Origin of the sequence: Kitasatospora sp. NPDC004745 (assembly GCF_042873275.1) — a bacterium.
In the GTDB taxonomy this organism is placed as follows: Bacteria; Actinomycetota; Actinomycetes; order Streptomycetales; family Streptomycetaceae; genus Kitasatospora.
Map to the genome: position 1 here is coordinate 163,269 of NZ_JBIALK010000010.1, position 12,273 is coordinate 175,541.

12 protein-coding genes are annotated in these 12,273 nt (G+C 71.8%); 4 read left to right on the forward strand and 8 right to left on the reverse strand.

Annotated features, from left to right (window positions below):
• The first annotated feature begins 17 nt into the window (after positions 1-17).
• The 4 genes from tal (at position 18) to pgl (ending at position 4,792) form a co-directional block, all read left to right on the forward strand.
• Positions 18-1,160: a transaldolase gene (gene tal, locus ACFYUY_RS19025; RefSeq protein WP_360216050.1), complete on the forward strand. Its 1,143-nt coding sequence runs from the start codon at positions 18-20 to the stop codon at positions 1,158-1,160.
• Positions 1,161-1,224: 64 nt separating this feature from the next.
• A complete protein-coding gene (zwf, locus tag ACFYUY_RS19030) occupies positions 1,225-2,781 on the forward strand; it encodes a glucose-6-phosphate dehydrogenase (protein WP_360216071.1) in 1,557 nt (518 codons plus the stop codon).
• Positions 2,778-4,007: a glucose-6-phosphate dehydrogenase assembly protein OpcA gene (opcA, locus tag ACFYUY_RS19035; protein ID WP_387901818.1), complete on the forward strand. Its 1,230-nt coding sequence runs from the start codon at positions 2,778-2,780 to the stop codon at positions 4,005-4,007. The genes zwf and opcA overlap by 4 nt, the downstream gene beginning before the upstream one ends.
• Entirely contained in the window at positions 4,004-4,792 is a 789-nt protein-coding gene (gene pgl, locus ACFYUY_RS19040) for a 6-phosphogluconolactonase (protein WP_360216044.1), read from the forward strand. Before opcA ends, pgl begins: the two co-directional genes overlap by 4 nt.
• A 115-nt stretch (positions 4,793-4,907) precedes the next feature.
• Here pgl and ACFYUY_RS19045 read toward each other — a convergent pair whose 3' ends face one another.
• From ACFYUY_RS19045 to rapZ, 8 genes are all read right to left on the reverse strand, one after another.
• Entirely contained in the window at positions 4,908-5,195 is a 288-nt protein-coding gene (locus ACFYUY_RS19045) for an RNA polymerase-binding protein RbpA (RefSeq protein WP_030308030.1), read from the reverse strand.
• Between the two features lie 206 nt (positions 5,196-5,401).
• Positions 5,402-5,638 (reverse strand): preprotein translocase subunit SecG, encoded by a 237-nt coding sequence (secG, locus tag ACFYUY_RS19050; RefSeq protein ID WP_360216041.1) that lies wholly within the window; start codon positions 5,636-5,638, stop codon positions 5,402-5,404.
• An 87-nt stretch (positions 5,639-5,725) separates the two neighbouring features.
• Positions 5,726-6,511: a triose-phosphate isomerase gene (tpiA, locus tag ACFYUY_RS19055; protein WP_360216038.1), complete on the reverse strand. Its 786-nt coding sequence runs from the start codon at positions 6,509-6,511 to the stop codon at positions 5,726-5,728.
• Between the two features lie 4 nt (positions 6,512-6,515).
• A complete protein-coding gene (locus ACFYUY_RS19060; protein WP_387901823.1) occupies positions 6,516-7,718 on the reverse strand; it encodes a phosphoglycerate kinase in 1,203 nt (400 codons plus the stop codon).
• 151 nt (positions 7,719-7,869) lie between these two features.
• Positions 7,870-8,874, reverse strand: a complete 1,005-nt coding sequence (gene gap, locus ACFYUY_RS19065) for a type I glyceraldehyde-3-phosphate dehydrogenase (RefSeq protein WP_387901826.1) — start codon at positions 8,872-8,874, stop codon at positions 7,870-7,872.
• A 301-nt stretch (positions 8,875-9,175) separates the two neighbouring features.
• Positions 9,176-10,156 carry a DNA-binding protein WhiA gene (gene whiA, locus ACFYUY_RS19070; protein ID WP_218199523.1) on the reverse strand — a complete coding sequence of 327 codons (981 nt, stop codon included), beginning with the start codon at positions 10,154-10,156 and terminating at the stop codon, positions 9,176-9,178.
• Complete coding sequence (yvcK, locus tag ACFYUY_RS19075; protein ID WP_387901889.1) at positions 10,147-11,232, reverse strand: uridine diphosphate-N-acetylglucosamine-binding protein YvcK; 1,086 nt, start codon at positions 11,230-11,232, stop codon at positions 10,147-10,149. Before yvcK ends, whiA begins: the two co-directional genes overlap by 10 nt.
• Before the next feature lie 76 nt (positions 11,233-11,308).
• Positions 11,309-12,193 (reverse strand): RNase adapter RapZ, encoded by an 885-nt coding sequence (gene rapZ / locus ACFYUY_RS19080; RefSeq protein WP_270143324.1) that lies wholly within the window; start codon positions 12,191-12,193, stop codon positions 11,309-11,311.
• Positions 12,194-12,273: the final 80 nt, after the last annotated feature.

The window sequence follows — 12,273 nt, forward strand, 5'->3', positions numbered from 1 at the left end:
ACGAAGGACTGAGCACCATGACTGACGCACTGAAGCGCCTCAGCGACGAAGGCGTGGCGATCTGGCTGGACGACCTCAGCCGCAAGCGGCTGAACTCCGGCAACCTGGCCGAGCTGGTGCAGAACAAGCACGTGGTGGGTGTCACCACCAACCCGACCATCTTCCAGAAGGCGATCGGCGGCAGCGGCGACGACTCGTACGACGGCCAGCTGCGCGACCTCGCCGTCCGCAAGGTCACCACCGACGAGGCGATCCGCATGATCACCACCTCGGACGTGCGCGACGCCGCCGACGTGCTGCGCCCGGTCTACGACGCCTCCAACGGCCGCGACGGCCGGGTGTCCATCGAGGTCGACCCGCGGCTGGCCCATGAGACCGCGGCCACCGTGGCCGAGGCCAAGCAGCTGTGGTGGCTGGTGGACCGCCCGAACGTGTTCATCAAGATCCCCGCCACCAAGGCCGGTCTGCCCGCGATCGCCGAGGTGATCGGCAAGGGCATCAGCGTCAACGTCACGCTGATCTTCTCGCTGGAGCGCTACAAGGCCGTCATCGACGCGTACCTGACCGGTCTGGAGGCCGCCAAGGCCAAGGGCCTGGACCTCTCCCAGATCGAGTCGGTCGCCTCCTTCTTCGTGTCCCGCGTGGACACCGAGATCGACAAGCGCCTGGACAAGATCGGCGGCGACGCCCGGGACCTGCGCTCCAAGGCCGCCCTGGCCAACGCCCGCCTCGCCTACCAGGCGTACGAGGAGGTCTTCGGCTCGGTCGACGGCAAGACCGCCGGCAGCGCCCGCTGGAAGGCCCTGGAGGCCGCCGGCGCCAAGGCCCAGCGCCCGCTGTGGGCCTCCACCGGCGTCAAGGACCCGGCGCTGCCGGACACCCTGTACGTCACCGAGCTGGTCGCCCCCGGCACCGTCAACACGATGCCCGAGGCCACCCTGGACGCCACCGCGGACCACGGCGTGGTCACCGGCGGCACCATCGTCCCCAACTACGCCGACGCCAAGGCCGTCATGGACGCCATCGCCGCCGCCGGCGTGGACTACGACGACGTGGTCCAGGTGCTGGAGGACGAGGGCGTGGAGAAGTTCGAGCAGTCCTGGAACGAGCTGCTCGACACCGTCACCGCCTCGCTCGCCTCCTTCGCCGACGAGAAGTGACCTTTCGCTCACACAGCCAGCGCACGAAAGCGGAGCCCATCAAGTGAGCACTGATTTCCCCGAGTTGACGTCGGAGTCGGACGCGGACGATCTCCCGCCGGCGCCCGTCAACCCGCTTCGTGACCCGGCAGACCGACGGCTCCCGCGCATCGCGGGGCCGTCGGGCCTGGTCATCTTCGGAGTCACCGGCGACCTCTCCCGCAAGAAGCTCATGCCGGCCATCTACGACCTGGCCAACCGCGGCTTGCTGCCGCCGGGCTTCTCGCTCGTCGGCTTCGCCCGCCGCGAGTGGGAGGACGAGGACTTCGCCAAGGAGGTCCACGACGCGGTCCGGGACCACGCCCGCACCCCGTTCCGGGAGGAGGTCTGGCAGCAGCTCGCCAAGGGCATGCGCTTCGTCCAGGGCACCTTCGACGACGACGACGCCTTCGACAAGCTCCGCGCCACCATCGAGGAGCTGGACAAGGCCCAGGGCACCGGCGGCAACTTCGCCTTCTACCTGTCCGTCCCGCCGAAGTTCTTCCCGACCGTCGTCCAGCAGCTGAAGAAGCACGGTCTGGCCGACCCCCCGCAGGGCTCCTGGCGGCGCGCCGTCATCGAGAAGCCCTTCGGTCACGACCTGGAGAGCGCCCAGGAGCTCAACAAGGTCGTCCACGAGGTCTTCCCCCGGGACGAGGTCTTCCGGATCGACCACTACCTGGGCAAGGAGACGGTCCAGAACATCCTGGCGCTGCGCTTCGCCAACCAGATGTTCGAGCCGATCTGGAACCGGTCCTACGTCGACCACGTGCAGATCACCATGGCCGAGGACATCGGCATCGGCGGCCGGGCCGGCTACTACGACGGCATCGGCTCCGCCCGCGACGTCATCCAGAACCACCTGCTGCAGCTGATGGCGCTCACCGCCATCGAGGAGCCGGCGTCCTTCCACCCGAAGGCGCTGGTGGCGGAGAAGCTCAAGGTGCTCAGCGCCGTCAAGCTCCCCGCCGACCTCGGCCGGCACACCGTGCGCGGCCAGTACGCGTCCGGCTGGCAGGGCGGCGAGGAGGTGGTCGGCTACCTGGACGAGGACGGCATCAACCCGGACTCCAAGACCGACACCTACGCGGCCATCAAGCTGGAGATCAACAACCGCCGCTGGGCGGGCGTCCCGTTCTACCTGCGCACCGGCAAGCGGCTGGGCCGCCGGGTCACCGAGATCGCGGTGGTCTTCCAGCGCGCCCCGTACCTGCCGTTCGACTCCTACGCGACCGAGGAGCTGGGGCAGAACGCCCTGGTCATCCGGGTCCAGCCGGACGAGGGCGTGACGGTGCGGTTCGGCTCCAAGGTGCCGGGCACCTCCTTCGAGGTCCGGGACGTCACGATGGACTTCGCCTACGGCGAGTCCTTCACCGAGTCCAGCCCGGAGGCGTACGAGCGGCTCATCCTCGACGTGCTGCTCGGCGACGCCAACCTGTTCCCGCGCCACCAGGAGGTCGAGCTCTCCTGGCAGATCCTCGACCCGATCGAGAGGTACTGGGACACCCACGGCAAGCCCGCCCAGTACGCGGCGGGGACCTGGGGCCCCGTCGAGGCGGACGAGATGCTCGCACGAGACGGCAGGAGCTGGCGCCGGCCATGAAGATCGACCTCACCAACACGACGTCGAGCAAGATCAACGCCGCGCTGATGGAGGCGCGCCGGGCCAGTGGATCCACCGCCGCCGGCATGGTGCTCACCCTGGTGATCGTGACCGACGAGGGCAGCGCCTACGACGCCCTCAAGGCCGCCAACGACGCCTCCCGCGAGCACCCCTCGCGCACCCTCGCGGTGATCAAGCGCGCCGGTCGCTCGCCGCGGGCCCGCGCCGAGACCCGGCTGGACGCCGAGATCCTGGTCGGCTCCGACGCCGGCTCCGGAGAAACGGTCATCCTGCGCATGCACGGCGAACTCGCCGCGCACGCCCAGTCGGTGGTCCTGCCGCTGCTGCTGCCGGACGCCCCGGTCGTGGTCTGGTGGCCGGACAACGCGCCGCTGCACCCCGCGCAGGACCCGCTCGGCTCGATCGCCCAGCGCCGGATCACCGACGCGGTCACCGCCGAGTCCCCGGTCGGCCAGCTCGCCCAGCGGGCCCAGAGCTACACCCCGGGCGACACCGACCTGGCCTGGACCCGGATCACCGGCTGGCGCTCCATGCTGGCCGCCGCGCTGGACCAGCGCCCGTCCCAGCTCACCTCCGCGGTGGTCGAGGGCGAGTCCTACAACCCCAGCGTCGAGCTGCTCGGCCTCTGGCTGCACAACCGGCTGCACGTGCCGGTCGAGCGGGTCGTCACCGGCGGCCCGGGCATCACCGCGGTGCACCTGCGCACCAAGGACGGCGACATCACCCTGGACCGCCCGGACGGCCTGATGGGCACGCTCTCCATGCCCGGCTCCCCGGACCGCCAGGTGGCGCTCAAGCGCCGCGAGACCGCGGAGCTGATCGCCGAGGAGCTGCGCCGGCTCGACCCGGACGACATCTACGCGACGGCCGTGCGCACGCCCGTCGACCGGCTGCGCGAGCCGGACGGCGCGGAGACCGCGGCGGCCGAGCGGGCCGCCCGGGCCCAGGTCGCGGACGCCGTGGTGGCCGAACCGGCCCGGGTGACGGTCAAGGTCCCCACCGAGGCCCTCGCCGAGGCCGCGGGCGAGGCCGCGACCGCGCACGAGGAGCCGAAGGCCGCCGGGACGTCCACGGCGGGCAAGGCCGTGCCGGACAAGGCCGGCGCCGGCAAGGCCGTGACGGGCAAGGCGGCGACCGGCAAGGCCGCGGCGAAGAAGGCCCCGGCCAAGAAGCCCGCCAAGCGCGCCCCCAAGGGGAGCGCATGACCAACGCCACCCCGCAGCTGGTCGTCCACCGGGACAAGGAGCTGATGGCCCAGGCGGCCGCGGCCCGCCTGATCACCCGGATCGTGGACGCCCAGGCCGCCCGCGGCAGCGCCTCGGTGGTGCTCACCGGCGGCCGCAACGGGAACGCCCTGCTGGCCGCGATCGCCGCCTCCCCGGCGCGCGACGCGGTCGACTGGGCGCGGCTGGACCTCTGGTGGGGCGACGAGCGGTTCGTCCCCGCCGCGGACCCGGACCGCAACGCCGTCCAGGCGCGGGCCGAGCTGCTGGACGCCGTCCCGCTCGACCCGGCGCGGGTGCACGAGATGCCCGCCTCGGACGGCGTGGACGGCTCGGACGTGGAGACCGCCGCGGCCCGCTACGCGGAGGAGCTGGCGAAGGCGGCCGGCCCGGGCGACCGGCTCCGCGTCCCGGCCTTCGACGTGCTGCTGCTCGGCGTCGGCCCGGACACCCACGTCGCCTCGCTCTTCCCCGGTCACCCGGGCGTGCGGGAGACGGAGCTGACCGTGGTCGGCGTGCGCGGGGCCCCCAAGCCCCCGCCCACCCGGGTCTCGCTCACCCTGCCGGCGATCCGGGCCGCCCGCGAGGTCTGGCTGCTGGCGGCCGGCGAGGACAAGGCGGGCGCGGTCGCGCTGGCCCTGTCCGGCCCCGGCGAGCTGCAGGCCCCGGCCTCCGGCGCCTACGGCCGCAGCCGCACCCTGTGGCTGCTGGACCGCGCCGCGGCGGAGCGGATCCCGCCCCAGCTGTACCCGCCGGCCTCCGCCTAGGCCCTGTCCGGCGGACGGGGCCGGCAGCGGCCGCCGACGCAAAAGGGGCGCCACCGTCGATGACGGTGGCGCCCCTTCTCAGCACTCGGCCCGCGGCCCGCGGGTCGGTCCGACCTCAGATCTCGCCGCGCAGCTTGGCCAGCGCCTCGGCGAGGATCGCCTCGCCGTCGGCGTCGGTGCGCCGCTCGCGGACGTACGCGAGGTGGGTCTTGTAGGGCTCGTTGCGCGAGGGCGCGGGCGGGTTGTGCTCGTCCTGCCCGGCCGGGAAACCGCAGCGCGGGCAGTCCCAGGTGTCCGGGATGACGGCCTCGGCGGCGAAGCTCGGACGGGTCTCGTGCTTGTTAGCGCACCAGAAGGAGATCCGGTTGCGGGGGGCGGACTCGCCGCGCTCCGCCTCGCCCATCGGGCCGGCTCCGACCCTGCTGCCACGGATGGCGTTGCCACTTGCCACGGTCTGACTCCCTGCGTGCTGGTGCGCCGACCCGCCGCGGTGCGCGTCGGTGGCGAAAGTCGTCCTAGTGTAAGCAGGAGTTAAGCGTCCACCGCCATCGCCTCCGCCCCCCGACCGTCCCAGGATAGGCGCTCGGGCGACGGGGCGTCAGGGTTACGTCAGCTCTTGTACTTCAGCACCAGGCTCAGCACGATGATGCTGGCGAACCAGCCGACACCGACCACGATCGTGATGCGGTCCAGGTTGCGCTCCGCCACCGCCGAACCACCACCGGTGGACATGGCGCCGCCACCGAACATGTCCGACAGGCCGCCGCCCTTCCCCTTGTGCAGCAGCACCAGCAGGATCATCAGCAGACTGAAGATGATCAGGGCAATCGAGAACCCGAGAACCACGACGGGACCAACTCTCTCGTATCTTCGGCGAAGGGGCCGGGCCGCGTACGGCGGTCCGGCCCCAAAGCCTACGTTGCTGCAGCGGCGTTAGCCTACTGCCTGCTCACGGTAGCGCACGATCTTGACGAACTCGTCGGCGTCCAGGGAGGCGCCGCCGATCAGGCCGCCGTCGACGTCGGGCTTGGCCATCAGGCCGGCCGCGCTCGACGACTTCACCGAACCGCCGTACAGCACGCGGACCTTGCCGGCCAGCTCGGCGTCGTACAGCTCGGCCAGGCGCTGCCGGATGGCGGCGCAGACCTCCTGCGCGTCCTCCGGGGTGGCCACCTCGCCGGTGCCGATCGCCCAGACCGGCTCGTAGGCGACCACGACGGACTCGGCCTGGTGGGCCGGGACGTCGGCCAGGCCGCCGTCCAGCTGGGCCAGGGTGTACTCGACGTGGGTACCGGCCTTGCGGACGTCCAGCGGCTCGCCGATGCACAGGATCGGGGTGACCCCGGCCCGGTAGGCGGCCTTGACCTTGGCGTTGACGATCTCCTCGTCCTCGCCGTGGTACTGGCGGCGCTCCGAGTGGCCGATCACCGCGTAGGTGCACTTGAGCTTGGCCAGCATCGGGCCGGAGACCTCGCCGGTGTAGGCACCGGAGTCGTGCTGCGAGATGTCCTGCGAGCCGTACTTGATCTTCAGCTTGTCGCCGTCGACCAGGGTCTGCACCGACCGCAGGTCGGTGAACGGGACCAGGACCGCGACCTCGACGGCCTCGTAGTCCTTGTCGGCCAGCGCGAACGCCAGCTTCTGGGTGTGCTGGATGGCCTCGAGGTGGTTGAGGTTCATCTTCCAGTTGCCCGCCATCAGCGGGAGACGCTCAGTCATTGCTTCAGCCTTCCAGGGCGGCGAGACCGGGGAGGGTCTTGCCCTCCAGGTACTCGAGGCTCGCGCCACCGCCGGTCGAGATGTGTCCGAATGCGTTCTCGTCGAAGCCCAGGATGCGGACGGCCGCGGCGGAGTCGCCGCCGCCGACCACGGTGAACGCGTCGCTGTCCAGCAGGGCCTGCGCGACGGCCTTGGTGCCGTTCGCGTAGTCGGGGTGCTCGAAGACGCCCATCGGGCCGTTCCAGAACACCGTGCCGGCGTCGGCCAGCTTGGCCGCGTACAGCTCGCGGGTCGCCGGGCCGATGTCCAGGCCCTCCTGGTCGGCCGGGATGGCGTCCGAGGCGACGACGGTGGGGTTGGCCGGGGCCTTGGTCTTGAGGTCGGGGAACTCGGCGGAGACCAGGACGTCCACCGGCAGGACGAACTCGACGCCCCGCTTCTCCGCCTCGGCCAGGTACTCCAGGACGGTCGGGATCTGGTCCTTCTGCAGCAGGGAGATGCCGACCTCGTGGCCCTTGGCCGCGAGGAAGGTGTACGCCATGCCGCCGCCGATGAGGATCCGGTCGGCCTTCTTCAGCAGGTTGTCGATCACGCCGAGCTTGTCCGACACCTTGGCGCCGCCGAGCACGACCACGTACGGGCGGGCGACCTCGTCGGTGAGCTTCTTCAGCACGCCGACCTCGGTGGCGATCAGGTCTCCGGCGGCGTGCGGCAGCAGCGCCGGCAGGTCGAACACCGAGGCGTGCTTGCGGTGCACGGCGCCGAAGCCGTCGCCGACGTACAGGTCGGCCAGAGCGGCGAGCTGCTCGGCGAAGGCGGCGCGCTCGGCGTCGTCCTTGCTGGTCTCGCCAGCGTTGAAGCGCAGGTTCTCCAGCAGCACGACCCCGCCGTCGGCCAGCGCGGCCACGGCGGCGCCGGCGCTCTCGCCCACGGTGTCGGTGGCGAAGGCGACGTCCTTGCCGAGGATCTCGCCGAGGCGCACGGCCGCCGGCGCGAGCGAGTACTGCGGGTCCGGCTCACCCTTGGGGCGGCCGAGGTGGGAGGCGACGACGACCTTGGCACCGCGCTCGACGAGCTTGGCGATGGTCGGGGCGACCGCACGGATCCGACCGTCGTCGGTGATCGTGCTGCCGTCCAGCGGGACGTTCAGGTCGGCGCGGACGAACACGCGCTTGCCGGCGACGTCGAGGTCTTCGATGGTCTTCACGGGTTCTTCGGTCTCCTGGGGACATGGTTGGTGCGCAGAGGCGGCACGGCGCAGGGGCCGCCTGAGAAGTCCTTGTACGCATGACCAGGGCCCGGTCGGCATGGTGCGCCGCCCGGGCCCTGGCCCTCACCTCACGTCAGCTCCCACTGCGTCAGAGCTGCCCGCCGACGAGGGCGGTCAGGTTGACGAGGCGGTTCGAGTAGCCCCACTCGTTGTCGTACCAGCCGAGCACCTTGACCTGGTTGCCCTGGACCATGGTGAGCTGGGAGTCGAAGATGCAGGAGGCCGGGTCGTTGACGATGTCCGACGAGACGATCGGGTCCTCGGTGTAGGTCAGGATGCCCTTGAGCGGACCCTCCGCGGCCTTCTGGAAGGCGGCGTTGACCTCGTCCTTGGTGACCTCGCGCTCGAGGGTGACGACCAGGTCCGTGATGGAGCCGGTCGGGACCGGGACGCGCAGCGAGGTGCCGTCCAGCTTGCCCTTCAGCTCCGGCAGGACCAGGGCGGTCGCCTTGGCGGCGCCGGTCGAGGTCGGGATGATGTTCTGCGACGCGGCGCGGGCGCGGCGCAGGTCCTTGTGCGGGAAGTCCAGGGTGACCTGGTCGTTGGTGAACGCGTGCACCGTGGTCATCAGACCCTTGACGATGCCGAAGCTCTCGTTCAGCACCTTCGCCATCGGCGCCACGCAGTTGGTGGTGCAGGAGGCGTTGGAGATGATGTCGTGGTTGGCGGCGTCGTACTTGTCGTCGTTGACGCCCATCACGATGGTGACGTCCTCGTCGGTGGCGGGCGCCGAGATGATGACCTTCTTGGCACCGGCGGCGAGGTGCTTCTTCGCAGCCTCGGCCTTGGTGAAGATGCCGGTGGACTCGACGACGATGTCGGCGCCCAGGGCGGCCCACGGCAGGTTGGCCGGGTCACGCTCGGCGGTCACCTTGAAGGTGTGGCCGTCGACGGTGATGCTGTCCTCGGTGTGCGAGACCTGGCCGGGGAAGGTGCCCAGCGTGGTGTCGTACTTGAGCAGGTGAGCCAGGGTCTTCGTGTCAGTCAGGTCGTTGACACCGACGATCTCGATGTCCGCGCCCTGGGCCTTGACCGCGCGGAAGAAGTTGCGGCCGATGCGGCCGAATCCGTTGATGCCTACCCGGATCGTCACGAACCGATCTCCTCGTTAGGTACGCCGGAGCTAAGCCGACGGGGGTGAGATTTGGGAAGTCCCCGACCGCCTATGACCCTACCCCTCCCGGGCCTTTCGGGGCACATCGCGCCACGTGCCAAGACGGGGCGTGGCGCGGCGTAAACCCGATTTCAGGCCGACCGTCCTTGCCCGCCCAGGCAGTTGGTCCCGGGCCAGTGGTCTCGACCAATTTCGGGTCCCGGAGACGAGGACGGCCGGTGCCCGCAATCCGGACACCGGCCGCAAATCGCTCACCACGAGCGGTCACTGTGCGTGATCGTCAGTTGAGCGCCATCTCGTCGGTCAGATTGGCCTCGGTGCTCGGCAGCCCGAGCTCGGAGGCGCGCTTGTCGGCCATCGCCAGCAGGCGGCGGATCCGGCCGGCCACCGCGTCCTTGGTCAGCGGCGGGTCCGCCAGCGCGCCCAGCTCCTCCAGCGAGGCCTGCTTGTGCTGCATCCGCAGCTGACCCGCCGCGGCCAGGTGCTCGGGCACCTCGTCGCCGAGGATCTCCAGGGCCCGGGCGACCCGGGCACCGGCCGCCACGGCCGCGCGGGCCGAGCGGCGCAGGTTGGCGTCGTCGAAGTTGGCCAGCCGGTTGGCGGTGGCCCGGACCTCGCGCCGCATCCGGCGCTCCTCCCAGGCCAGCACCGACTCGTGCGCGCCGAGCCGGGTCAGCAGCGCGCCGATCGCGTCACCGTCGCGGATCACCACCCGGTCCACGCCGCGCACCTCGCGGGCCTTGGCCGGGATCCCGAGCCGGCGGGCCGCGCCGACCAGGGCGAGGGCCGCCTCGGAGCCGGGGCAGGTGATCTCCAGCGAGGAGGAGCGGCCGGGCTCGGTGAGCGAGCCGTGCGCCAGGAAGGCCCCGCGCCAGGCCGCCTCGGCGTCGCAGGTGGCGCCGGAGACGACCGCCGGGGGCAGCCCGCGGATCGGTCGGCCGCGACCGTCCACGAGACCGGTCTGGCGGGCGAGCAGCTCGCCGTCCTTGACCACCCGCACGACGAAGCGGCTGCCGCGCCGCAGCCCGCCGGGGGCCATCACCACGAGGTCGGAGGAGTGACCGAAGATCTCCAGCAGGTCCTTGCGCAGCCGTCGCGCGGCCGCGCCGGTGTCCAGCTCCGCCTCGATCACGATGCGGCCGCTCACGATGTGCAGCCCGCCCGCGAACCGCAGGATCGCCGACACCTCCGCCTTGCGGCAGCAGGCCCTGGTGACCGGGAGCCGGCTGATCTCGTCCTTCACCGCTGGAGTCATCGCCATGGCCCGATCCTTCCATGTGTCCGGAAAATCCGGTCGTACGCGGCTGCCAACAGCTCCGGGTCGTGTCGCGGGGTGCCGTCGGTGCGGGCCACCCGGCCGAGCACCAGAGCGGCCCCCATCCGTTCGGCGGCCTTCTCCAGACCGGCCAGGTCCGCCTGGCCGAAGGCGCCGCCGGTGACGGCGCGCTCGTCCACCAGGATCGCATCCACGGCGAGCTCCGGAGCGTGGTCGGCGATCACCTCCAGGTGGCGCTGCGGGGTGAAGCCCTCGGTCTCGCCCGGCTGCGGGGCCAGGTTCAGGGTGAGCAGGCGCCGGGCGCGGGTCTCGGTGAGGGCCTTGGCCAGCTCGGGCACCAGCAGGTGCGGCAGCACGCTGGTGAACCAGGAGCCGGGCCCGAGCACCACCCAGTCCGCCTCGCGGACCGCGGTGACCGCCTCCGGGACGGCCGGGGGCTCGTCCGGGAGCAGCCTGATCGACTGCACGGTGCCCGGCGTGACCGCGACGCTGGCCTGCCCGCGGACGGCCGACACCTCGCCGGGCCGCTCCGGGTCGTGCCCGCGCACGGAGGCCTCGATGTCCAGCGGCACCGCCGACATCGGCAGCACCCGGCCCTGGACGTTCAGCAGCCGGCCGACCCACTCCAGGGCGGCCACCGGGTCGCCCAGCTTCTCCCAGAGCGCGACGATCAGCAGGTTGCCGACCGCGTGACCGCCCAGGTCGCCGCTGCCGGTGAAGCGCTGCTGGATCACCTCGGACCAGGTGCGGCCCCAGTCGTCGTCCCCGCACAGCGCGGCCAGCGCCTTGCGCAGGTCCCCGGGGGGCAGCACGCCCAGCTCGGCGCGGAGCCGGCCGCTGGAGCCGCCGTCGTCGGCGACGGTGACCACCGCGGTCAGGTCGCTGGTGAGGCGGCGCAGCGCGGAGAGCGAGGCGGACAACCCCTGGCCGCCGCCGAGCGCGGTGATCCTGGGGGCCGGGTTGGCCCGGGCGGGGCTGCTGCGCGGCCGGCTCGGGGCCGACGGCCGGGGCGGGCCACCCGCCCGGTCGGCACTCCTGTTCTGCGGCTGCCGCCCGGGCACGTATCCCGCCACACTCACCTCGCGTTCCTCGTCGCCGCCACCGGTCCTCGCCGGCGGCCCGGCAGGGAGGCGGCGGTTACTCCCGTCCCATGTCACGGTGGACGAGCACCGTTTCCACTCCGTCCGCGATGAGACGCTTGGTCAGGCGCTCGGACATCGCGACGCTGCGGTGCTTGCCACCGGTGCAGCCTACGGCAAGCGTCATGTAGCGCTTCCCCTCGCGCCGGTACCCCTCGGTGACGATGCGCAGCAGCTCGGCGTAGCCGTTGAGGAACTCGTTGGCCCCGGGCTGCTGGAACACGTAGTCGGCGACGTCCGCGTCGGTGCCGGTGCGGGCCCGCAGCTCGGGCACCCAGTGCGGGTTGGGCAGGAAGCGGCAGTCCACCACGAGGTCGGCGTCGACGGGCAGCCCGTACTTGAAGCCGAAGGACATCACGGTGGCGCGCAGCTCGGGCTCGTCGTGGTCGGCGAACTGGGCGTCGAGCTTGGCCCGCAGCTGGTGCACGTTGAGGTTGGAGGTGTCGATCACCAGGTCGGCCTCGCCGCGCAGGTCCCGCAGGAGGTCGCGCTCCTGGGCGATGCCGTCGACGATCCGGCCGTCGGCCTGGAGCGGGTGCGGGCGGCGCACGCTCTCGAAGCGGCGCACCAGCGCCTCGTCGGAGGAGTCCAGGAAGACCACCCGGAGGCGGACGCCGCGCTTCTCCAGCTCGTCGAGCGAGGTGAGCAGGTCGTCGAAGAACTGGCGGCCGCGGACGTCCACCACCACGCCGATCCGGGCGACGTTCCCCTGCGAGCGCGCGCCCAGGTCGACCATCGTCGGGATCAGGGCCGGCGGCAGGTTGTCCACCACGAACCAGCCCAGGTCCTCCAGGCACTTCGCTGCGGTGGAGCGGCCGGCTCCGGACATGCCGGAGATGATCACCAGCTCCGGCGCGTTCTCGGCCACGTCTGACACGGTCACTTCGGTTCCCCGCTCTCGGTCTTTCTGCTGGGGAGAACGCGCGGGGCGCGGCCGACCTTCCCCGGCCCGGACGGGCGGGC

Excerpts from the sequence above, each read along its gene's own strand:
- tal (WP_360216050.1), top strand. The coding sequence starts at position 18 with ATGACTGACGCACTGAAGCGCCTCAGCGACGAAGGCGTGGCGATCTGG.
- opcA (WP_387901818.1), top strand. The coding sequence starts at position 2,778 with ATGAAGATCGACCTCACCAACACGACGTCGAGCAAGATCAACGCCGCG.
- pgl (WP_360216044.1), top strand. The coding sequence starts at position 4,004 with ATGACCAACGCCACCCCGCAGCTGGTCGTCCACCGGGACAAGGAGCTG.
- ACFYUY_RS19045 (WP_030308030.1), bottom strand. The coding sequence starts at position 5,195 with ATGGGCGAGGCGGAGCGCGGCGAGTCCGCCCCCCGCAACCGGATCTCC.
- tpiA (WP_360216038.1), bottom strand. The coding sequence starts at position 6,511 with ATGACTGAGCGTCTCCCGCTGATGGCGGGCAACTGGAAGATGAACCTC.
- whiA (WP_218199523.1), bottom strand. The coding sequence starts at position 10,156 with ATGGCGATGACTCCAGCGGTGAAGGACGAGATCAGCCGGCTCCCGGTC.